We start from the raw sequence: 21,780 nt of genomic DNA, 5'->3' as shown, positions 1-21,780 counted from the left end.
ACATTGATAGCCTTTGCGAATCAATTCCTGCGAGTTCCGCCATGGCCATCAACTTCGACCTTAACGACCTGCAAGCTTTTCGCGCCGTGGTCGAGCAGGGCAGTTTCCGCAAGGCTGCCGACACCGTGCGCCTGTCGCAACCGGCCCTGAGCCGACGCATCGAGAAGCTTGAAGACGCCCTCGGCGTAAAGCTGTTCGAGCGCACCACGCGCAAGGTCAGCCTGACCCAGGCCGGGCGTGGCTTCATGCCCAGCGTCGAGCGTTTGCTGGATGATCTGGACGTGGCGCTGCTGGGCATCAGTGAAGTCGCATCGACCCGACTCGGTCATGTCACCGTGGCTTGCGTACCCTCGGCGGCGTACTACTTCATGCCGCGGGTGGTCGCTCGCTATCACCAGCAGTTTCCGCGGATCAAGGTCAAAGTCCTCGACTCCAGCGCCCACGACGTGTTGAGCGCAGTGGTCAACGGCGAGGCGGATTTCGGGTTGAGTTTTCTGGGCACGCAGGATGCCAAAGTCGATTTCGAACCGCTTGTGCAGGAGTGCTATGTCGTCGCTTGCCGGCGCGATCACCCGTTGGCCGGACGCAGCAGCGTGACCTGGGACGAGTTCTATCAGCAGGATTACATCTCGCTGGACAAGACGTCCGGCAACCGTTTCCTGCTCGATCAGGCCTTGAGCAGCGTGGTGCCGCAGCGCCCGAGCATCTGCGAGACGCGGCATGTGACGACCATGATTGGTCTGGTGGAGGCGGGGCTGGGGGTGGCGGCGGTGCCGCTGATGGCGATGCCCGGGCCGGATCATCCGATCCTGACGCGGGTGCCGTTGACCGATCCGCAAGTGATGCGCAGTGTCGGCATCCTCAAGCGCCGGGGTCGCACGTTGACCCCGGCGGCATTGGAACTGGAGCGGCTGGTAGTGGAAATGAAAGTCCAGCCGCCAACGCTTAGCGCTTGACCGAATCCAGCCCGGTGGCTTGCACGTCAGCCTGGGCGGCAGGCGCGGCAAGATAGTCGAGCAGGGCCTTGGCCTCTTTTGGATGCTGCGCGCCGACCGGGATGCCGGCGGCGAAGCGCGTCACCGACTGCACCGACTCCGGAATCTTGCCGACAAAACTCACCCCCGGCACCGGCAGCAATTCGCTGACCTGCTGGAAGCCCAGTTGGTAATCGCCGGTGGCAACCACCGAGCCGACCGGGACTTTCGGGACCATTTTCGCTTTCGGTTTCAGCTGATCTTCAACGCCGAGTTTGTTGAACAACTCCTTCTCGATGTACACGCCGCTGGCGCTGTCGGAGTAGGCCACCGATTTTGCGTCGAGGAGGGTTTTCTTCAGGCTTTCGACGCTGCTGATGTCCGGCTTCGGCGCGCCTTCACGCACCACCAGACCGATCCGTGAATCCGCCAGTTCGACCCGCGAGGCCGGGTCGACCTTGCCCTGTTTGATCAGGTCATCGAGGGCGTAGCCGACCATGATCACCACGTCGGCGTGCTCACCGCGGGCGAGGCGGTTGGGGATGGCTTCCGGCGCCTTGCCCATCGACGGGCCGAGTTGGGTGTCGAGGGTGTTGCCGGTGGCGGCCGCGAATTTCGGGCCGAGGATTTTGTAGGCGGCGGTGAAGCCGCCCGACGTCATCACGTTCAGCTGTTCAGCATGGGCCAAAGCGCTGAAAGCGAAGAGGGCGATGGCGCTGAGATTGATCAGTTTTTTCAAGGTGATTGCTCCTTATGCGGCAACCGGTTGCAAACGGCCGCCTGCGCGGCGATAGAGGTACAACGTGGCGCACAACGCGCACAGTGCGCCGACGCTCATCCAGTAACCCGGCGCCGCTTTGTCGCCGGTGTACTGGATCAGGAAGGTCGACATCGCCGGGGTGAAACCGCCAAAAATCGCGGTCGCCAGGCTGTAGGCGAGGGAGAAACCGGCTACTCGCACTTCCACCGGCATGATCTCGGTCAGCGCTGGAATCATCGCGCCGTTGTACATGCCGTAGATGAACGACAGCCACAGCAGCGACAGCAACATGTGACTGAAGCTCGGCGCCTGCACCAGGTACGACAGCGCCGGATAGGTGGTGGCCAATGCCAGCAGCGCCATGGCGATCAGCACCGGGCGCCGGCCGATACGGTCGGACAACATGCCGCCAATCGGCAGCCAGAAGAAGTTCGACACGCCAACCAGCAAGGTCACCAGCAACGCATCGGAAGTGCTCAGGTGCAGCACGGTCTTGCCGAAGGTCGGCGCGTACACGGTGATCAGGTAGAACGCAGTGGTGGTCAGCGCGACCATTAGCATGCCACCGAGCACCACGCCCCAGTTCTGGCCGAGGGTGCGGAACACTTCCTTCATGCTCGGGCGGTGTTTGCGTGCGGCAAACTCTTCGGTTTCTGCCAGGTTACGCCGCAGGAAAAAGATGAAGGGCACGATCATGCAACCGACGAAAAACGGAATGCGCCAGCCCCAATCGGCAATCACGTCTGGCGCCATCCACGCGTTCAACGCATAGCCCAAGGCTGCCGCGACGATGATCGCCACTTGCTGACTGGCCGACTGCCAGGCAGTGAAAAAGCCCTTGCGGCCAGGGGTGGCGATTTCCGACAAGTACACCGAAACACCGCCCAGTTCCGCACCGGCGGAGAAGCCTTGCAATAGCCGTCCGACCAGCACCAGCGCTGGCGCAAACAGACCAATGGTCTCGTATCCGGGCACCAGCACAATCAGGATCGTGCCGCTGGCCATGATCGACAGGGTGACGATCAACCCTTTGCGCCGACCGACGTCATCGATGTACGCACCCAGCACGATGGCGCCGAGCGGACGCATCAGAAAGCCTGCGCCGAACACGGCAAAAGTCATCATCAGGGAAGCGAACTCACTGCTCGCCGGGAAGAACACCGCCGCGATCTGCGTGGCGTAGAAGCCGAACAGAAAGAAGTCGAACTGTTCGAGGAAGTTGCCCGAGGTGACCCGGAAAATGGCGCCGGCCCGCGAGCCGCCGTGTGGGATTGAGGCTGTCATAGAAAAATCTCCACCGCTTTTATGACGTGCGCGGCGTGGAAGCGGCGCACGGTTGTTATTGCGGCGGATGGTCGCGCAGCTGTAACAGGATGTTAATTGCATTGTTGGCATGGATTGATGCACAAAGCGGATCAATCCTGAAAACACCATCTAATCTGTGGGAGCGGGCTTGCTCGCGAAAGCGGTGGTTCAGGCGGAAAAGTGTTGAATGTGCCGGCCTCTTCGCGAGCAAGCTCGCTCCCACAGTTTTGCGGGGCGATCACACATCCTGTTTCATCAGCGGACCCTGTGGGAGCTGAATTGCCAGCGATGACGATCTGCCTGCCAACGACAATTCCCCAGCCAGCTCAGGCAAAAAAACAAGGAATGATTCCAGTCCTCCGCAGTCGGAGTTCAGGTATCACACATCTGAAGGAGGTTCACCGATGAACAGCAAAACCCTAATCGCCAGCCTGGCCCTGGTCGCCGGCATTGCCGGGATCAGCCCACTTGTTCAAGCGGCGCAAACCTCAAGCGATCCCACGGTCCAGTCGCCGACCAGCGACCGCGAATTGAAGGTCAACGACCGGGCTCCAGACATTTATCAGCGCAGCGACAAAGCGTTGAAAAACTGGAAACAGAAAGGCTTGAAAGCCCCGGTCGATCAGGCGCAGTGGGTGCAGATCAATGACAAGTACGTGATGGTCATGATCACCAACGGCACCATTGTCGAGATGCAGCCTGTCGAGCGTTAAGCGCTTCGGCAACAATTGGCCATGGACGGTCGATTGCATTCGGGCGCCATTCGGGTAAAACGCGAAGGGCGTTTCGAGTGACCGGATGTCAGGAGCAATCGTTGGAAAAGAAACCGCTTTATCGCAAAGAAAATACCACTGCTCACAACGTCTGGCGCAACAATCAGGGCAGTCACTATCGATATGAGCGTAATACCAAAGCCGAGAGGCGTAGCGAGGCGACGCGGGGTTCGATGCATGGGATCAAGCATCACGGCTATGATTACACGCCATTATTTCGCTTTCTGTTATCTCGTGTCGGAGGTAACTGGGATGAGATTTACAGCGAAGCGGTTGCGCGCCTTGATCGCCCGGAGCCAGTGTTCTGGATGGTGTCCATCCATGAAGATGATCGCGAGGACATTGTGCGACTGGGTGAGTCGAGCTACTTCAATGGCCTGTACGTCGATGAAAAAAAGCGCCTGCAAATCGTCAATCCGGATTTGAAGGCCGAAGAGATGAAGCCTCATTGCCAATGTTGCACCCATACTTTCAATGGCGTTGTGTTTGGCTTGCCTCCTGACAGAGTGTTTCCACTCGATAAACCTCCAATCATTGGTTAATGAGTTGCGACCAGCCGACATTTCTGGGAAAACGGCGGCCTGCTGAGAAATAGAGTGAATGTCATGACTGATGAACTGCAGGTAATCAATCTTCAGGTGGGCGAGGGCAAGGCTGCCGTCAAAGGCGCGCTGATTACCACCCATTACACAGGCTGGCTGGAAGACGGCAGCGAGTTCGATTCTTCTCACAGCCGTGGCAAACCTTTCCAGTGCGTGATTGGCACGGGCCGGGTGATCAAGGGCTGGGATCAAGGGCTGATGGGCATGCAAGTGGGCGGTAAGCGAAAGCTGCTGGTGCCGGCGCATTTGGGCTATGGCGAGCGGACGATGGGCAAGATTCCGCCGCATTCGAATCTGGTGTTCGAGATTGAATTGCTGGAGGTTTTGACGCGGGAGGATTGAAGGTGGCGATTGTCGAAGCTGTTCGGATGAGGGCCGGGGACCCTCATCCCAATGTCATTAGCTTGAGCGTTCGTTCGGCGGGTCAGGTGAATGTGTCGATATCGTCAAGCGTGTCCTCAATGATGCCCTTCAGAGCAGGGAACTTCCTCTGAACGGTTTCGAGCGCGGGCAGGACGGTTTCAGTATTCATTTCGCCATGACGGCGAGCGATATGGCCAAGAGCGGTGACCGCAGACGCCACAATCGCTTCAGTTTTGTTGGTGAGATATTTCAGGCAGGTGTCTTGAGCCCAGGCTCTGTCGGTATCATTCAGACCGATAGACAACAGAGCGGAAACGACATTTTCATCTAGGTCGCTGGCGAGACGTCTTATGGCTTCATCATGGCTGAGCGATGGGTCTTGATAAATGAGGCTCATTTTTTTGCTCCGAGGATATTGCCTTTGTTGTCTACTTTTTTGGCTTTGATCAGTGCATTTTTCATATCTTGATGAAGTTTATCCCATGCCCGTACGTGGCCGTGGTAGACATCTCCGCCCGTGCGGTCAAATACAACTAGCTCATTTGTGTCCGGATCGACACCAATGCGGCGTGGCGATGTGGGTTTTACCTGAACAGAGTTTTCCAGCGTTTCCTGGCCATTAGTGGGCCCCTTACTTTTGACGGGTGTATCTTTTTTTCCGTGGTAACTGGCCGCGTCGAATTCAAGCGCCAGGACAATATAGAGCGGTTTGATGCCTGAATTGGCTGGGAACACCAGAATGAAGTCCTGATATTCCGGTGGATAAACCGGATTAACGATGATTTTGTCCGCCTGTTCTGTCGGCGGATAAATCCATATCTGTGGCGCTTGCGGCGCGCTTTCCAGTGGCGGGATCCCCGTGGTACTGGAAGGGTCAACAACGGGAGTCCAGATCAGTGCTGCCCCATTACCGAAGTCCGCAACTTGTTGGGTTCCTTGCTCGACGAACTTTACGACAGGAATCATCTCCCAATCACTGCGCGTTTGGGTATTGTATCCGTACCCTTTCAGAGTGCCGTCTGGCTGTTGTGCTACGTGTAGTCGTACACGAGTTCGGCCTTTGTCGAGTGATTTGAGTTGTTCTTCTGTGTACAGAGAACTGTCGCCCAAACTCGATGGCCAAAGCAGTGCGACTATTCCGAGTAGTACTCCAGCGCCAACACCTCCCGTCGCCACGGCTGCACCGCTCACTGCGCTACCACTTGTGCTTGCTACGGCAGTCAGACCAAGAGCAAGAGTTCCTGCTGAGTTGGGCAAGTGGCTGCCGTAGATTTTTTTCAGCGGTATGTTTCCGACGGCATCTCGTTCGCGGCCGCCTAGCAGGGAAAACTCTCCAAAGTCGGCCAGCCTCTCTACCGGTATAAACCCGGCGGTGCTTGTGTGATTAATGACACCATCCGGAAGTTTGCAGCTTTTGGTAAACACACAGCCTTTAACATCGCGCTGATACTTTAGCGGTTGTTCGATCAATCGATTCTCATACGCCTGCTGCCTAGCCAGCATATCGTCATAAGCAGTCTGTCTTGCCTCCCTCTCCGCCAGTTCGCTGGTTGTCATGTAGCGGCTGGTAATGTGGTGACCGTCACCGGCCGGTGGGTTTTGAACCCGGGGTATATCCTTTTTACTGGCCATCAGCGTCCTTGTTAAATCGCTTCTGAAAACGATGCGGACGCTATATCAAGGGGCTTTTGATGGCTGTAGGACGGGTCTGAAACTTTAGCGATTGTTACAAGTGTAAAAAAATCAGGCTAGGGACATCTCTAGGTTGGCTAATTCACCCAGAGTGAAATTATCGATCTTGCCGTTAATTAAATTGTTGAGGCGTGGCTGAGTAATTCCCAAGCGCATGGCGGTATCCTTTTGGGGAAGCTCCCAGGCTCGGATCGTCTCGCAAAGTGTGCGCATTAGTTTGGCCCGCAGGCGCATGTTGGCGGCGTCCTGCGGCGTGTCTTCCAGTGCGTCCCAGACGCTTGTAAAGCGCCTGGAGTCGGGTGGGTGATGTTTCATGATTAGGTTCTCTTCCTTGGCTTTGTTATTAGAAATTCGTTAGCAGAAAGGGCGTCTTCGCGAGCAGGCTCACTCCGACAGATGATTGCTGGCTCTTGGAACTCGAGTACACCGCCGATCCAATGCGGGAGCGCGCCTGTTCGTGAAGAACGATGACGCGGTTAATCAGGCAACCATAGCGATCTCGCCCATCGTTTCTGCCACCGTCCGTTCCAATGCAGGAAAGCGGCGTTTCACCCGCTGTAGCGCTGGCAGCACAGCCTCCATTTCAAGCCCATCAAGTTTCCCTAGAGCGTTCACGGCCGAGGCCACAATTGTTTCTCGCTCGCTTTCAAACAACACCAGGCATGCGTTCTGCGCCCAGCGGCGATCCCGTTCGTTGAGGCCCATGGCGACTAATGCGGCGACGACGTGGGCATCTGTTTTATTGGCCATGTGAAATTCTCCTTTGCGTCGTTTTTCTTGTGGCGAGGGAGCTTGCTCCCGCTGGGTTGCGAAGCGACCCCAAGCCCCATCGATCCGGTTCGGATCCGGATTTTCGACTGCTGTGCAGTCGAGCGGGAGCAAGCTCCCTCGCCACGGGGACGCTTTTTCAATTGCTGATCGGGGGCTCGAGGTTGTCGAGGGCGCGGTTGACGGCGAGTTCGCCTAGCATCACCACTTGCTGGATGCCGAGCAGGGTGTTGCGGTAGGGCGTGTCGAGCAGGCTGGCGAAGTCGCTGAGCATGATGCTGGCCGAGGCCATGGATTCGCAGGCGTGGGTCAGCAGTTCTTCGTTGTCCATGTTCGGGGCGACGACAAACATGTGGCTGGGTTTGCGCTCGGGCGGGGCTTGCGGTTTCAGGTAGTGATCGAGGGCGCGTTCGGCGGCTTCGTGGAGTCTTCTGGAATTGGGGTCGGAGTAGGGGGATGTTGATTCCGGGTCAGGTATTGCGTCCGCTTCAGGCGGATTTGGCGTCACTTTAAACATTTGCTGGGTAACCTCAATGAGGCTGACACGCACTTGCGACTAAACAATAGGTGGCAGCTGTACGCAGGTTAGTCGACCAGTACCCAAGCATTACTGGCGCGCCCGAAGGCGCCCTGCGCACAGCCGCCATTGAGCGCAGGCGTAGAGATGCCTGACTGAATAACAGCTTGCGAACTTGAGATAACACCGAGCGACTAAACCCGATCACTGATCATTCAGTGACGCGAGCCAAGTTACCGATGCCCCCCAAACCGCACAAGCCGGCGGATTCTGGCGCAGTTGTAGGCAAAGGCGCAAGGCGATGTAGCCTCTTGGATGATGCTGAAATGATGCTGCGTTTTTCAGGCTGCCATCGCCAGCAGGCTGGCTCCTACAGGGGAATCTGCGTACGGCGCGGAACCCGAGCACCCCCCGGAAAAATGTAGGAGTGAGCCTGCTCGCGAAGGGGCCGGTACATCCAGCATCTTTGTTTCCAGACACACCGCTATCGCGAGCAGGCTCACTCCTACAACGGGAGTGAAGTTGCTTTCCGCATCCCGTTCATCCCTCGAATGCTCACCAAGCTTGCGCTTGCCCAAGCCATCGGCGACTATGCGCGCCATATAGGGGTAGGGGGTATAGGTATGTCGCACATTCATGAACACAAAGACGAGCTGCTCAACCGTGTACGACGCATTGCCGGCCAGGTACAGGCCGTCGAGAAAGCGCTCGAGGGCGATGCCGATTGTGCCAAGACCTTGCATCTGGTGGCGGCGATTCGTGGGGCGGTCAACGGTTTGATGGAGCAGTTCATCGAGGCCCACACCCGTGAACATGTGGCGCATCCCGACCTCACCGACGAACAACGTGCCCAGGGCGCCGAAGATCTGCTGCAAGCCATCCGCCGTTATTCCAAATAGAGCATCCGTATCATGAGCCTGACCCCAAGCGCTGAGCGTTTCAGCCACGATCACCAATTCCTCGGCGCGTCTCACGACGAAAACGCCCGCCGCACCCTGTGGGTGGTGGCACTGACATTTGTGATGATGATCGGCGAGATCGCCGCCGGTTATCTCACCGGCTCCATGGCCCTGCTGGCCGACGGTTTCCACATGGCGACCCATGCCGGTGCATTGGGCATTGCCGCGGCGGCCTACGGTTTCGCCCGGCGCAACGCCAACAACCGCCGCTACAGTTTCGGCACCGGCAAGGTCGGCGATCTGGCCGGTTTTGCTTCAGCCATGGTGCTGGGGCTGGTGTCGCTGGGCATTGCCGGCGAGTCGATTTTTCGTTTGTTCGAACCGACCACCGTGGCGTTTGGCGAAGCGACCGTGATTGCGATCGTCGGGCTGGGCGTGAACATCCTCAGCGCCTTCCTGCTGATGGGCCATCACGGCCACGACCATGGCCATCAGCATGATCACGCGCACGGCCACGATCATCATCACCATCACGATAACAATCTGCGTTCGGCCTATGTCCACGTGCTGGCCGATGCCCTGACCTCGGTGCTGGCAATTGCCGCGTTGCTGGCCGGACGCTATTTGGGTTGGGTGTGGCTGGACCCGGCGATGGGGATTGTCGGCTCGATTGTCATCGCGAAGTGGGCCTATAACCTGATGCGCGACAGCGCTGCGGTGCTGCTCGACACCACCGACGAACCGGTGGCGGCAGAGATCCGTGAGCTGCTGGAAACCTCCGAGGATGTGCGCATCAGCGATCTGCATGTCTGGCAGGTCGGCCCGCAGGCGCGGGCGGCGATTGTCAGTGTGGTCGCGGCGGCGGGCGTGACAGCGGAGGCGATCCGCGAGCGGCTGGCGCCGGTGCATGAGCTGTCGCACCTGACCATTGAGCTGCGCAGCGCTTAAGGCTGCATTGCGCTGAACAGTGGAATCCGCCCATTGAGCGATGGGCGGTAATGCCACGTCAGTTGTTGCAGATTCATACCCTGATCAAGGATTTCTCTGACAGTCGCAGCGGCAATGCTCAACGCCAGCGTCTGCCCCGGACACTGATGCCGGCCGCTGCCAAAGCTGAAACTGCGCCGGTCAGGACGATCCAGCAGAAACCGCTCGGGCTCTGCATTCAACAAAGGATCGCGGTTGGCCGAGGCCAGCAGCACCAGAATCACCTCACCGGCCTCAAGCCGCACGCCATTGATCTCGCAAGTCTGCGCGACAAAGCGCCGAGTGTTCTGCACTGGCGGATCAAAGCGCTGAACCTCGGCCAACAGTGCGTCCACTGAGGCATGGCGCAATTCGGGCTGACGTCGCAGCGCAATCAGTGCATTGCCGATCAGTCCCGCACTGGCCTCGAGCGTCTGCGAACAGAGGCCGATCAGGTTGGCAATCATGGTCTCCTCATCGCCATCAAATCGCTGCCCGACGGCCTTGAGCAAATCGCTAGGCGGTTCGGCCAGCAACTCGACGAAGTAACCGCGCAATTGCTCCGCCGCCGCATGCGCCGCCGCCAGTTGCAGGTCATTGCTCAGCGGCGACAGGCAGGCGACGAAGTCCGCGGTCAGATCACTGATCGCCCGGCCCTGCGCCGGGGTGAAGCCGAGCAGCGCCGCGACCACGCACACCGGGCCGCGAAACATCGCCTTATTTAAGCCGTCGGCGTCCGCTGTAATCAGACGCGCGGCCACCAGTGCGCGTACCTGCTCGTCATCTATCAACTGCAGTGACGGCTCGATTGCCGCACGCGGACAGCGCTGACGTTCGCCATCGTTCATCCGCATCAACTGCCCGAACACCTTGCCGGCCAGCCCCGAGGCAATCGCCTTGGGCACCGGTTCCTGCAACGGTCGCACCCGACAATCGGCATGCGTCAGCACCGCACGCACCGCTCGGGCGCTGCTGGCGACCCACAGCTTCAATCCATGATCAAAGGTCAGTCCGCCCTCGGCGCGCAGTTTGGCGTAGTAGGGGTAGGGATCGGCATGCGTCGCAGCGATGATCGGGTCCATGGTTCACAGCCTTGTGGTCGGGAAAGTGATGCGAGTATCTTCAGTTCGCAGCGACGACGATTCGTCGGGGAGCGAAATATGCACGCAGAACATCAAGACATCGGCGTTTCGCAGGTGGCGGCCGCCATCGCCGAACCGGCACGCACGAAAATTCTCTGCTCGCTGATGGACGGCCACGCCCGCACCAGCACTGAATTAGCGGCCGTGGCGGAAGTCAGCGCCTCCACCGCCAGTGCACATCTGGCCAAGCTCAAGGATCTGGCACTGGTGCGCCTGCACGTGCAGGGCCGCCATCGTTATTACAGCCTCGCCGATCAGCGGGTGGCTCAGGCGCTGGAAGCGTTGATGGTGATCGGACAGAACGCCGCGCCGGGCTTCAAGCCGCACACCCCGGATCGCCTGCAATTCGCCCGCACCTGCTACGACCACATGGCTGGGACGCTCGCGGTGTTGCTCCACGACCGTTTGCTCGAGGCGGGGTGGCTGGTGGAAACCGATGAGCGGGTTTATCGCTTGAGCGGCACCGGCGACGCGTTGTTTGCGAGCTTGGGAATTGAGGTGCAGGACTTGAGTACCTTGCGCCGCAAGTTTGCTTGCCCGTGCCTGGACTGGAGCATGCGCCGGCCGCATCTGGGCGGATCGTTGGGCGCGGCGTTGTTGCAGATGGCGTTGAAACGCAAGTGGGTGACGCAGGATCTTGATAGTCGAGCGTTGGCGCTCACCGTGGCGGGGCGAAAGGAAATGGGTAAGCGGTTTGGTCTTGAGTTGCCTTTAGACGCGAAGATCAAAAGATCGCAGCCTGCGGCAGCTCCTACAGTAAGTCCGTACACCCGATAAATCTCGACCCTGCCCAATCCATGTAGGAGCTGCCGCAGGCTGCGATCCTTTGATCTTGAGCTTCTGCCCGACGAGGTGCGCTTCTGGCTCCTTGTAACCCCGTGCTCGGACCTATACTGTATATCCACACAGTAAAGAGCCCGCGCCATGCAAATCATCGACAAGCTCAGCATTCTCGCCGACGCCGCCAAGTACGACGCCTCCTGCGCCAGCAGCGGTGCGCCCAAGCGCAGCTCCGAAGGCAAGAGCGGGTTGGGCTCGACCGATGGCATGGGCATCTGCCACAGCTACACGCCGGACGGCCGTTGCGTGTCGCTGCTGAAAATCCTCCTGACCAATTTCTGTCTCTACGACTGCCAGTATTGCGTCAACCGTCGCTCCAGCGATGTGCCGCGCGCACGCTTCACCCCCGAGGAAGTGGTCACGCTGACCCTGGATTTCTACCGGCGCAACTGCGTCAGCGGGCTGTTTCTCAGTTCGGGGATCATCCGTTCGGCGGACTACACCATGGAACAACTGGTGCGCGTGGCGAAGCTGTTGCGCGAGCAGCACGAGTTTCGCGGCTACATTCACCTCAAGACCATTCCCGAGGCCGATCCGGCATTGATCGAGGAGGCCGGGCGCTACGCCGATCGCCTCAGCGTCAATATCGAACTGCCCACCGACGCCAGCCTGCAAACCCTGGCGCCGGAGAAGCAGATCGGTTCGATCAAGCAGGCAATGAACACCATTTACACCGGCGTACAAACGGTGCTCAACGAACCGCGTTCGGCAAAATTCGCTCCCGCCGGGCAGAGCACGCAAATGATTGTCGGCGCCGATGACACCGACGACAGCACGATCCTGCACAGCGCCCAGTCGCTGTATGGCAACTACCGCTTGCGGCGCGTCTACTATTCGGCCTTCAGCCCGATTCCCGACAGCCCGAAAAGCGTGCCACTGGCCGCGCCACCGCTGATGCGCGAACACCGGTTGTATCAGGCCGATTTCCTCTTGCGCAGTTACGGCTACAGCGCCGATGAGCTGCTCAAGGGCCCGGGTAATCTAGCGCTGGACATCGATCCGAAACTGGCTTGGGCGCTGCAGAATCGCGAGGTGTTTCCGCTGGACCTGAACCGCGCCGAGCCGTCGCTGATCGCACGCATCCCGGGCATCGGTCTGCGCACCACCGAGCGTCTGGTGCAATTGCGCCAGCAACGGCGCATTCGCTACGAAGATGTGGCGCGCATGCGTTGTGTGCTGGCCAAAGCCAAGCCGTTCATCATCACCAGCGACTACCATCCGCAACAGGCCGAAGTCACCAGCCACATGCTTTACCAGCAATTGCGCGATCGGCCGCAGCCGCAGCAGATGGGGTTGTGGGGATGATCAATCTCGATTGCGACGACCTGTTCGACACCTGGCGCCAGCAGGCGCGCTGGCTGCTCAGTCATGAAGTCGACCCGAGTCTGGTGAGTTGGGCGTCGGAAGGGGTGAGCGATCTGTTTGCCAGTGACGTCTCGGTACCCGAAGGGCAGGGGCCGTTTCAGGCACGCATCCCCCGCGCACTGCTCGACACCCTGGAGCAAGCCGCACGCTACCGGGGCGACCAGCGCTGGAGTCTGTTGTATGAAGTGCTGTGGCGAGTCAGCCATGGCGATCGCACGGCGATGATGGCCGGCGACAAGCTTGGCAGCGAGTTGCAGCGGCGGATCAAGCAGGTGCAGCGCGAAGCCCACCATTTGCATGCGTTCGTGCGTTTCATCGAACGCCCGCAGGATCAGCCAGGCCCGCAATACTTCGCGTGGCACGAACCGGCCCACGACATCCTGCACAGTGCCAGCGAACATTTCATCGGACGCATGGGCCGGCATCGCTGGTTGATCGCCACGCCGCGTGACGGGGTTTATTACGATGGCGAACAGTTGATTCATCAGCGCCAGTGCCCGGTGGAATGGCAGCAGCTGGCGCAGAACGTCGATGACCCGCACGGCGAGTTATGGCTGACGTACTACAGCCACATCTTCAACCCGGCGCGATTGAACGAGAAGGTCATGCAAGGGCATTTGCCGATGCGGTTCTGGAAGAATCTGCCGGAAGGGGAGTTGATTCCCGGGCTGATTACCCAGGCGCGGATGGGCAAACAGCAAAATGGTCAGGCCAGCGGAATAGCCGCGCGAGCCGGCAAGCGGATTGCCTTGAAACAGAATGAGCCTGAGCAGGTCGATCAGCGGGTTGCCGACGCCATCAGCAGACCAAAACCGGCAAAGGTCACCCCCGAGACTTTTGCCGCCAGCCAGGATCCTTTCGGGCTCGACAGCCAGCCTTTGGCCGCATTGGCGAGCAGGGCGTAGCTGCCGTGCACCAGAATTACCAGCACCGCGTAAGAGGCCACCAGTTTGAAGAACTGCGGGTAAAAAACCTGTTCAGTGTCGATGAACTGCGGGAATACGGCCAGAAAGAAGAAGATCGCTTTCGGATTGAGAAACTGCAGGGACGCGGCTTCGAGAAAACGGTAGCCCGGACGAGAAGGGCGAACCTGCTGCAGGCTACGGAAACGATCTGAACGCCAGCTCTTGAAGCCCAAGTACAACAGGTATGCAGCTCCGGCGTATTTCAGCACGGTAAACGCCTCGGCCGAGGCGCTGAGGATCAAGCCGACGCTGGTGGCGCTGAGGGCAGCCACCACGAAAGCGCCCGAGGCGATGCCCAGAATGCCGGGTACTGCGCCGGTCCAGCCCAGGCGCACGGCGTTGGACAGGGTCAGCACCACGCCCGGGCCGGGGCTCAAAATGGTCAGGGCGGCGAACAATACAAAGAGTCCGTAGCTGTGCATGATGTTACTCCGTCGAATCGCGTATCTGCGTGCGGGCAGATTGGCGTGGCGGCAACGCGCTGACAAACGCTTTAAATGCAGTGCATATGTAACTAAATTAGACCCATGAAAAATTCACTTCCCCCGCTCAATGCGGTTCGCGCCTTCGCGGTGGCTGCTCGTCATCAGAGTTTCAGCCTGGCGGCCGACGAGCTGCATGTCAGCCATAGTGCGGTCAGCCGCCACGTCAAATTGCTTGAAGAACATCTGGGCGTTTTGTTGTTTGAACGGCGCATCAGGCAGTCGCTGCTGACGTCGGCGGGTGAGCTTTTTTATCAGCAAGTCAGCGCCGGTCTGGCGCAGATTGCCGACGCCGCTGCCGAGTTGAGGCGACAGGCAGCGCGGCCGACGATCACGATCAATGTCCGGCCGTCCTTCGCCCTGTTATGGCTGACGCCTCGTTTGGCGGACTTTTCGGTGCAGCATCCGCACATCGACACCCAGGTCGTCACGCAGACCCAGTCGCCGGATCCGGCCCGCGACGATTTCGACATTGTCATCCGCCGGGGCCGCGACGATTGGGCGCCGACGCTGGAGGCGCACGCGTTGTTCGAGGATGAATTGGTCATGGTCGCGGCGCCGGCATTGATTGAGCGACTGCCGCTGACAAATCTCGCCGGCCTCAGTGCGCATACCTTGCTGACCGTCAGGGCGCGGCGTGAAGACTGGCACCACTGGGCCATGCATTTTGGCCAGAGCCAGAGCAGTAGCCAGGTGATCCGCCAGTTTGATTACATGCACCGGGTGCTGGAAGCGGCCGTGGCGGGCGAGGGCATCGCGCTGTGTCCGACTACTTTGCTCGGCACACATTTGTCGAGTGGTCGCCTGATCTGTCCGTTGCCGGATCTGCGCATGCCGCTGCCACGCTATTACTACGGCGTTGCCCCGCAAGCGTCGGCGCACACCAAAGTGTTGATTGAGTGGCTACAGCAACAGCGCCCATGAAAAAGCCCCCATCGATCACTCGATGGGGGCTTTTGTGCATCAGCAGCCGTCAGATCAAACCTTGACGATCCAGCCCGCTGGCGCTTCGATGTCGCCGGTCTGCACGCCAGTCAGCTCTTTGTAGAGCTTCTGGGTGACCGGGCCGACTTCGGTTTCGCTGTGGAACACGTGCAGGTGGTCGTTGTAACTGATCCCGCCGATCGGGGTGATCACCGCCGCGGTACCGCAGGCGCCGGCTTCCTTGAAGTCCGACAGTTTGTCGATCAGCACGTCGCCTTCAATCACTTCCAGACCCAGACGGGTTTTCGCCAGTTCGATCAGCGACAGACGGGTGATGCCTGGCAGCACGGATGGCGAGTTCGGGGTGATGAACTTGTTGTCGTGGGTGATCCCGAAGAAGTTGGCCGAACCGACTTCCTCGATCTTCTTGTGGGTCAGCGGATCCAGGTAGATGGCGTCAGCGAAGTGCGCTTTCTTGGCCTGAGAGCCCGGCATCAGGCTGGCGGCGTAGTTGCCACCGACCTTGGCCGCACCGGTGCCTTGTGGGGCGGCGCGGTCGAAGCTGGAAATCTGGAAGTTGTGCGGCGTCAGGCCGCCCTTGAAGTAGGCGCCGACCGGGATCGCGAACACCGAGAAGATGAACTCCGGCGCGGTACGCACGCCGATGTTGTCACCCACACCGATCACGAACGGACGCAGGTACAGCGCGCCGCCGGTGCCGTATGGCGGGATGAAGCGCTCGTTGGCGCGAACCACTTCCTTGCACGCTTCGATGAACTGCTCGGTCGACACGTGCGGCATCAGCAGGCGAGCGCAGCTGCGTTGCATGCGAGCGGCGTTCTGGTCTGGACGGAACAGGTTGATCGAGCCGTCCTTGCAACGATAAGCCTTCAGACCTTCGAAGCACTGCTGGCCATAGTGAAGGGCAGTCGAGCCTTCGCTGATGTGCAGCACGTTGTCTTCGGTCAGGGTGCCTTTGTCCCATTCGCCATTGCGAAAGTACGACAGATAGCGTTTGTCGGTCTTGATGTAGTCAAAACCCAGCTTGTCCCAATTGATGCTTTCGTTACCCATGACACCCTCTATCACTGAACAACCGTCGAAACGGTTCAAGGCTTCTGACGTTTTTTTGGATGGGCACAACAATACTTCATTCTTGCGCGGTTTCGCAGCCCGGACTATCGGATGACAGGCAGATAAATCGTGTCGGCCTCAAGAATTCGCGAGCAAGCCCGCTCCCACATTTTGAAATGCATTCCCATTGTGGGAGCGGGCTTGCTCGCGAAGGGGCCATTACAGCCACCCACCATCACAGATGCAACGCATGCCCCAAAGCACGCAACGCCGCTTCCTGCACCGCTTCACCCAGGGTCGGATGCGCATGAATAGTGCCGCCAATGTCTTCGAGGCGCGCACCCATTTCCAGGCTTTGCGCGAACGCGGTCGACAACTCGGAAACGCCTGCCCCGACCGCTTGCCAGCCGACAATCACATGATTGTCGCGACGCGCGACCACCCGCACGAAGCCGCTTTTTGATTCCAGGGTCATCGCCCGGCCATTGGCAGCGAACGGGAAGCTGGAAACGATGCAGTCCAGCCCCGCAGCCTTGGCCTCGTCCGGGGTCTGGCCGACCACCACTAGTTCCGGGTCGGTAAAGCACACGGCGGCGATGGCGGTCGGGTTGAATTCGCGGGATTTGCCGCTGATCAGTTCGGCAACCATTTCGCCCTGAGCCATGGCGCGATGGGCGAGCATCGGCTCGCCGCTGAGGTCGCCGATGGCGTAGACGTTGCGCATGCTGGTCTGGCAGCGGCTGTCGATCTTGACCGCCGAGCCGTTCATGTCCAGGTTCAGCGCTTCGAGGTTCCAGCCTTGAGTACTTGGCTTGCGCCCGACTGCCACCAGCACCTGATCGGTTTCCAGATTGAGGGTGTCGCCGTTCGGGTCACGCACCTGCAAGGTGCCGTCGAAACCCAGCACGCTGTGCTTGAGATAGAGCTTCACGCCCAGTTGCTTCAGTGCTTCGTGGACCGGTTGGGTCAGCTCGGCATCGTAGGCCGGCAGGATACGATCCTGCGCCTCGACCACACTGACCTCGGCGCCGAGCTTGCGGTAAGCAATGCCCAGCTCCAGACCGATATAACCGCCGCCCACCACCACCAGACGTTTGGGTACGGACTTCGGTGCCAGCGCTTCGGTGGAGGAGATGATCGGCCCGCCGATTGGCAGGATCGGCAGGTTGACGCTGGTCGAACCGGTGGCCAGCACCAGATGTTCGCACTGGATCCGCGTATCGCCGACTTCCACGGTTTTGCCGTCGATGACTTTGGCCCAGCCATTGATGACCTGGACCTTGTTCTTTTTCAGCAGTGCGGCGACGCCGGTGGTCAGGCGATCGACGATGCCGTCCTTCCACTCGACGCTCTTGCTGATGTCGAGGGTTGGTGCCGAGACGCTGATGCCCAGCGCCGAATGCTCGCTGTGATGGCGGGTCTGGTGGAACTGCTCGGCCACGTGAATCAACGCTTTCGATGGAATGCAGCCGATGTTCAGGCAAGTGCCGCCCAGCGATTGGCCTTCGACCAGAATCGTCGAAATGCCCAGTTGCCCGGCGCGGATCGCCGTGACGTAACCGCCGGGGCCGCCGCCGATAATCAGCAGCGTGGTGTTCAAGGTTTGCATTGCATCACTCCACAAACAGGGTTGCGGGTTGTTCGATCAAGCCACGAATGGCCTGGATGAAGAGCGCCGCGTCCATGCCGTCGACCACGCGGTGATCGAAGGAGCTGGAGAGGTTCATCATCTTGCGGATCACCACTTGGCCTTTGACGACCATTGGCCGTTCGACGATTTTGTTCACGCCGACGATCGCCACTTCCGGCAGGTTCAGCACCGGGGTGCTGACGATGCCGCCCAACGCACCGAGGCTGGTGAGGGTGATGGTCGAGCCGGACAATTCGTCGCGGCTGGCCTTGCCATTGCGTGCGTCATTGGCCAGACGCGAGATTTCCGCGGCGCTGTCCCACAGGCTGCGCGCTTCGGCGTGACGCACCACCGGCACCATCAGGCCGACATCACTTTGCGTGGCGACACCGACATGCACTGCGCCGAGGCGGGTGATGACCTGGGCTTCGTCGTCGTAACGGGCGTTCATCTGCGGGAAGTCACGCAGGGCGATGACCAGTGCGCGGACCAGGAACGGCAGCAAGGTCAACTTGCCCCGGCTGGCACCGTGTTTTTCATTCAGATGCGCGCGCAGTTCTTCGATGGCGGTAACGTCGATTTCCTCGACGTAGCTGAAGTGTGCGGCACGCTGAGTGGCGTCCTGCATGCGCTGGGCGATCTTGCGGCGCATGCCGATAACCTGAATCTGTTCTTCATCGTGACGCTGGGCGTACGCGGCAGCTGCCGGCGCCGAAGCGTTCGACTGACCTTGCGCCAGATAGGCTTCGAGGTCTTCGTGCAGCACACGACCGGCCGGGCCGGTGCCGCGTACCAGACGCAGCTGAATGCCCAGATCCAGCGCATGTTTGCGCACGGCCGGCGAGGCCAGCGGACGTTCATCAGCCTCGCGGGCAACCATCGGGCCTTGGCAAACCGGTGCGGAACGCGGTGCAGCAGCAGCGGCGGCAGGTTTGCTCTCGACTGCGGCTTCAACTTTCGGCGCAGCAGGTGCCTCTTTCGTAGCAACCGGTGCTGGTGCGGCGGATTCCTTCAGGTTTCCGGCGCCTTCAACTTCGATGCTGATCAGCACACTGCCGACCGCCATCACTTCACCCGGCTGACCGCCGAGCGCAATCACCTTGCCGTGCACCGGCGATGGAATATCAACCATTGCCTTGTCGGTCATCACGTCCGCCAACACCTGGTCTTCAACCACCAGGTCGCCGACCTTGACGTGCCACTGCGACAGTTCTACTTCTGCGATGCCTTCGCCGATGTCCGGCATCTTGATAACGTGCGTGCCCATTCAGACCTCCATGACCCGTTTCAACGCCGCGCCCACTCGGGACGGCCCTGGGAAATACGCCCACTCTTGCGCGTGCGGGTAGGGGGTGTCCCAACCGGTGACGCGTTCGATCGGCGCTTCCAGGTGATGGAAGCAATGCTCTTGCACCAGCGCCACCAGTTCGGCGCCGAAACCGCAGGTACGGGTGGCTTCGTGCACCACCACGCAGCGGCCGGTTTTCTTCACCGACTTGACGATGGTTTCCAGGTCCAGCGGCCACAGGCTGCGCAGGTCGATGACTTCGGCGTCAACGCCGGATTCTTCGGCGGCCACTTGCGACACGTACACGGTGGTGCCGTAGGTCAGCACGGTCACGTCCTTGCCCGGACGGGTGATGGCGGCGACGTCCAGCGGCACGGTGTAGTAACCGTCCGGCACTTGGGCCTGCGGATGTTTCGACCACGGGGTTACGGGGCGGTCGTGGTGGCCGTCGAACGGGCCGTTGTACAGGCGTTTCGGCTCGAGGAAGATCACCGGGTCATCGTTTTCGATGGAGGCGATCAGCAGGCCCTTGGCGTCGTACGGGTTGGATGGCATCACGGTGCGCAGGCCGCAGACTTGAGTGAACATCGCCTCAATGCTCTGGCTGTGGGTCTGGCCGCCGTAGATCCCGCCGCCGCACGGCATGCGCAGGGTCATCGGCGCGGTGAACTCGCCGGCCGAGCGATAACGCAGGCGCGCCGCTTCGGAAATGATCTGGTCGGAAGCGGGGTAGACGTAGTCGGCGAACTGAATCTCGGCCACCGGGCGCAGGCCGTAAGCGCCCATGCCCACCGCAACACCGACAATGCCGCTTTCGGAGATCGGCGCGTCGAATACCCGCGAGGTGCCGTACTTGGTCTGCAGGCCTTCGGTGCAACGGAACACGCCGCCGAAGTAGCCGACGTCCTGCCCGAACACCACCACATTGTCGTCACGCTCAAGCATCACATCCATGGCCGAGCGCAGGGCCTGGATCATGGTCATGGTGGTCGTGGTCATGGCGGTTTCCAACTGAATATTGTTGTTGTGATCGTTCATGTCAGATCCCCAACTGCTGACGCTGGCGCTTCAAGTGCTCCGGCATCTCTTTGTAGACGTCTTCGAACATGGTCGCGGCGCTTGGAATCTGCCCGCCGGCGAGGGTGCCGTACTGTTCGGCCTGTTTCTGCGCGGCAATCACTTCGGCTTCGAGCTCGGCGCTGACGGCGGCGTGCTCTTCTTCCGACCAGTGGCCGACCTTGATCAGGTGCTGCTTCAGGCGGGCAATCGGGTCGCCCAGCGGGAAGTGGCTCCAGTCATCGGCAGGACGGTATTTCGACGGATCGTCGGAGGTCGAGTGCGGGCCGGCGCGGTAGGTGACCCATTCGATCATGGTCGGGCCGAGGTTGCGCCGGGCGCGTTCGGCAGCCCAGGCGGAAGCGGCGTAGACCGCGTAGAAGTCGTTGCCATCGACCCGCAGCGAGGCGATACCGCAACCGACGCCGCGTCCGGCGAAAGTGGTGGCTTCACCCCCGGCGATGGCCTGGAAGGTCGAGATCGCCCACTGGTTGTTGACCACGTTGAGGATTACCGGCGCGCGGTAAACGTGAGCGAAGGTGAGGGCGGTGTGGAAGTCCGATTCGGCGGTGGCGCCGTCACCGATCCACGCCGAGGCGATTTTCGTGTCGCCCTTGATCGCCGAGGCCATGCCCCAGCCGACGGCCTGAATGAACTGGGTGGCGAGGTTGCCGGAGATGGTGAAGAAACCGGCGTCCTTGACCGAGTACATGATCGGCAGCTGCCGGCCCTTGAGCGGATCGCGCTCGTTGGACAGCAACTGGCAGATCAGGTCGACCAGCGGCACTTCGCGGGCCATCAGGATGCTTTGCTGGCGGTAGGTCGGGAAGCACATGTCGTCGATGTTCAAGGCCAGGGCCTGGGCGCTGCCGATGGCTTCTTCGCCAAGGCTCTGCATGTAGAACGACATTTTTTTCTGGCGCTGGGCGACCACCATGCGGTTGTCGTAGATCCGCGTCTTGAGCATGGCGCGCATGCCCTTGCGCAGGATTTCGACCGGCACGTTTTCAGCCCAGGGGCCGAGGGCGTTGCCCTGATCGTCGAGCACCCGAATCAGCCCACGCGCCAGGTCGGCGGTGTCGGCGGGTTCGACGTCAATGGAAGGTTTGCGCACCGTGCCGGCATCGGTCAGATGCAGGTAGGAGAAGTCGGTTTTGCAGCCTGGGCGGCCCGAGGGTTCAGGGACGTGCAGACGCAGCGGTTCATACGCTTGGGTCATGGCTTCTACGCTCGATCTTGTGAATTTCTTGTAGTGAGCTGGCAATCATTCTTGGGTGAAAGAAATCTTGTCCTACAACAATCATAGGCCCGGGCCAGAAGAATATTTCTCTCTGTTTCGTTGCGCTGGAGACGATTTGCAGATAGAAATTCTGCATAAACATAAAAAACAGGTGG

General features: G+C 60.0%; 23 protein-coding genes and 1 pseudogene. 10 read left to right on the top strand and 14 right to left on the bottom strand.

The window, feature by feature from the left end:
• Nucleotides 1–41 precede the first annotated feature (41 nt).
• Nucleotides 42–956 carry a LysR family transcriptional regulator gene (locus tag J1G18_RS14960; protein WP_097088034.1) on the top strand — a complete coding sequence of 305 codons (915 nt, stop codon included), beginning with the start codon at nt 42–44 and terminating at the stop codon, nt 954–956.
• Here the strand turns inward: J1G18_RS14960 and J1G18_RS14955 are convergent.
• Nucleotides 946–1,713, bottom strand: a complete 768-nt coding sequence (locus tag J1G18_RS14955; RefSeq protein ID WP_047601584.1) for a substrate-binding domain-containing protein — start codon at nt 1,711–1,713, stop codon at nt 946–948. The genes J1G18_RS14960 and J1G18_RS14955 overlap by 11 nt on opposite strands.
• Before the next feature lie 12 nt (nt 1,714–1,725).
• Nucleotides 1,726–3,018: an MFS transporter gene (locus J1G18_RS14950; protein ID WP_098968204.1), complete on the bottom strand. Its 1,293-nt coding sequence runs from the start codon at nt 3,016–3,018 to the stop codon at nt 1,726–1,728.
• A 425-nt stretch (nt 3,019–3,443) separates the two neighbouring features.
• Between J1G18_RS14950 and J1G18_RS14945 the strand changes: the two genes are divergently transcribed.
• The 3 genes from J1G18_RS14945 to J1G18_RS14935 all read left to right on the top strand — a co-directional run bounded on the left by J1G18_RS14945 (nt 3,444) and on the right by J1G18_RS14935 (nt 4,756).
• The gene (locus tag J1G18_RS14945) at nt 3,444–3,752 is read left to right on the top strand and encodes an RcnB family protein (protein ID WP_223007986.1); all 309 of its coding nucleotides are present in this window, start codon (nt 3,444–3,446) and stop codon (nt 3,750–3,752) included.
• A gap of 101 nt (nt 3,753–3,853) precedes the next feature.
• Nucleotides 3,854–4,354, top strand: a complete 501-nt coding sequence (locus tag J1G18_RS14940) for a hypothetical protein (protein WP_098968205.1) — start codon at nt 3,854–3,856, stop codon at nt 4,352–4,354.
• A gap of 63 nt (nt 4,355–4,417) precedes the next feature.
• A complete protein-coding gene (locus J1G18_RS14935; RefSeq protein WP_098968206.1) occupies nt 4,418–4,756 on the top strand; it encodes an FKBP-type peptidyl-prolyl cis-trans isomerase in 339 nt (112 codons plus the stop codon).
• A gap of 82 nt (nt 4,757–4,838) precedes the next feature.
• Here J1G18_RS14935 and J1G18_RS14930 read toward each other — a convergent pair whose 3' ends face one another.
• From J1G18_RS14930 to J1G18_RS14910, 5 genes are all read right to left on the bottom strand, one after another.
• Nucleotides 4,839–5,174: a hypothetical protein gene (locus J1G18_RS14930; protein ID WP_098968207.1), complete on the bottom strand. Its 336-nt coding sequence runs from the start codon at nt 5,172–5,174 to the stop codon at nt 4,839–4,841.
• Complete coding sequence (locus J1G18_RS14925; protein WP_098968208.1) at nt 5,171–6,409, bottom strand: S-type pyocin domain-containing protein; 1,239 nt, start codon at nt 6,407–6,409, stop codon at nt 5,171–5,173. Before J1G18_RS14925 ends, J1G18_RS14930 begins: the two co-directional genes overlap by 4 nt.
• A 111-nt stretch (nt 6,410–6,520) precedes the next feature.
• Nucleotides 6,521–6,784: a helix-turn-helix domain-containing protein gene (locus J1G18_RS14920; RefSeq protein ID WP_139055919.1), complete on the bottom strand. Its 264-nt coding sequence runs from the start codon at nt 6,782–6,784 to the stop codon at nt 6,521–6,523.
• Nucleotides 6,785–6,949: 165 nt separating this feature from the next.
• On the bottom strand, nt 6,950–7,219 hold the full coding sequence (locus tag J1G18_RS14915) for a hypothetical protein (protein ID WP_223007985.1): 270 nt from the start codon (nt 7,217–7,219) through the stop codon (nt 6,950–6,952).
• Nucleotides 7,220–7,376: 157 nt separating this feature from the next.
• A complete protein-coding gene (locus tag J1G18_RS14910; RefSeq protein WP_223007984.1) occupies nt 7,377–7,754 on the bottom strand; it encodes a DUF6124 family protein in 378 nt (125 codons plus the stop codon).
• A 623-nt stretch (nt 7,755–8,377) separates the two neighbouring features.
• On the opposite strand from J1G18_RS14910, the gene J1G18_RS14905 reads away from it, so the two are divergent.
• A complete protein-coding gene (locus J1G18_RS14905; RefSeq protein ID WP_003223990.1) occupies nt 8,378–8,653 on the top strand; it encodes a metal/formaldehyde-sensitive transcriptional repressor in 276 nt (91 codons plus the stop codon).
• 12 nt (nt 8,654–8,665) lie between these two features.
• Nucleotides 8,666–9,601, top strand: coding sequence for a CDF family Co(II)/Ni(II) efflux transporter DmeF (gene dmeF / locus J1G18_RS14900; RefSeq protein ID WP_223007983.1), 936 nt, complete (start codon nt 8,666–8,668; stop codon nt 9,599–9,601).
• Here the strand turns inward: dmeF and J1G18_RS14895 are convergent.
• Nucleotides 9,598–10,701, bottom strand: a complete 1,104-nt coding sequence (locus tag J1G18_RS14895) for a cytochrome P450 (RefSeq protein WP_134786055.1) — start codon at nt 10,699–10,701, stop codon at nt 9,598–9,600. The two genes, dmeF and J1G18_RS14895, sit on opposite strands and share 4 nt — an antisense overlap.
• Before the next feature lie 78 nt (nt 10,702–10,779).
• Here J1G18_RS14895 and J1G18_RS14890 point away from each other — a divergent pair, with 78 nt between their 5' ends.
• The 3 genes and pseudogenes from J1G18_RS14890 to J1G18_RS14880 form a co-directional block, all read left to right on the top strand.
• Complete coding sequence (locus J1G18_RS14890) at nt 10,780–11,538, top strand: ArsR/SmtB family transcription factor (protein WP_098968215.1); 759 nt, start codon at nt 10,780–10,782, stop codon at nt 11,536–11,538.
• Between the two features lie 147 nt (nt 11,539–11,685).
• Nucleotides 11,686–12,906: a putative DNA modification/repair radical SAM protein gene (locus J1G18_RS14885; RefSeq protein WP_047601560.1), complete on the top strand. Its 1,221-nt coding sequence runs from the start codon at nt 11,686–11,688 to the stop codon at nt 12,904–12,906.
• Nucleotides 12,903–13,721 (top strand): annotated as a pseudogene (locus tag J1G18_RS14880) (TIGR03915 family putative DNA repair protein); the annotation flags it as partial. The gene J1G18_RS14885 and the pseudogene J1G18_RS14880, both read left to right, overlap by 4 nt.
• A 23-nt stretch (nt 13,722–13,744) precedes the next feature.
• On the opposite strand, the gene J1G18_RS14875 reads toward J1G18_RS14880, so the two are convergent.
• Nucleotides 13,745–14,353, bottom strand: a complete 609-nt coding sequence (locus tag J1G18_RS14875) for a LysE family translocator (RefSeq protein ID WP_134786058.1) — start codon at nt 14,351–14,353, stop codon at nt 13,745–13,747.
• Nucleotides 14,354–14,458: 105 nt separating this feature from the next.
• On the opposite strand from J1G18_RS14875, the gene J1G18_RS14870 reads away from it, so the two are divergent.
• Nucleotides 14,459–15,337, top strand: coding sequence for a LysR substrate-binding domain-containing protein (locus J1G18_RS14870; protein WP_223007982.1), 879 nt, complete (start codon nt 14,459–14,461; stop codon nt 15,335–15,337).
• A gap of 54 nt (nt 15,338–15,391) precedes the next feature.
• On the opposite strand, the gene J1G18_RS14865 is transcribed toward J1G18_RS14870, so the two are convergent.
• The 5 genes from J1G18_RS14865 to J1G18_RS14845 all read right to left on the bottom strand — a co-directional run bounded on the left by J1G18_RS14865 (nt 15,392) and on the right by J1G18_RS14845 (nt 21,604).
• Nucleotides 15,392–16,411 carry a branched-chain amino acid aminotransferase gene (locus tag J1G18_RS14865; RefSeq protein WP_027613221.1) on the bottom strand — a complete coding sequence of 340 codons (1,020 nt, stop codon included), beginning with the start codon at nt 16,409–16,411 and terminating at the stop codon, nt 15,392–15,394.
• Between the two features lie 235 nt (nt 16,412–16,646).
• Complete coding sequence (gene lpdA, locus J1G18_RS14860; RefSeq protein WP_223007981.1) at nt 16,647–18,020, bottom strand: dihydrolipoyl dehydrogenase; 1,374 nt, start codon at nt 18,018–18,020, stop codon at nt 16,647–16,649.
• 4 nt (nt 18,021–18,024) lie between these two features.
• A complete protein-coding gene (locus tag J1G18_RS14855; RefSeq protein WP_223007980.1) occupies nt 18,025–19,308 on the bottom strand; it encodes a dihydrolipoamide acetyltransferase family protein in 1,284 nt (427 codons plus the stop codon).
• On the bottom strand, nt 19,309–20,367 hold the full coding sequence (locus tag J1G18_RS14850; protein ID WP_123462612.1) for an alpha-ketoacid dehydrogenase subunit beta: 1,059 nt from the start codon (nt 20,365–20,367) through the stop codon (nt 19,309–19,311).
• A gap of 1 nt (nt 20,368) precedes the next feature.
• Nucleotides 20,369–21,604 (bottom strand): 3-methyl-2-oxobutanoate dehydrogenase (2-methylpropanoyl-transferring) subunit alpha, encoded by a 1,236-nt coding sequence (locus J1G18_RS14845; protein ID WP_003224001.1) that lies wholly within the window; start codon nt 21,602–21,604, stop codon nt 20,369–20,371.
• Nucleotides 21,605–21,780 lie beyond the last annotated feature (176 nt).

The sequence above is a fragment of the Pseudomonas sp. MIS38 genome (assembly GCF_019891575.1).
GTDB lineage: Bacteria > Pseudomonadota > Gammaproteobacteria > Pseudomonadales > Pseudomonadaceae > Aquipseudomonas > Aquipseudomonas putida_A.
Note: the sequence above shows the minus strand (reverse complement) of the source record. Positions and strands in the feature narration are given on the sequence as shown.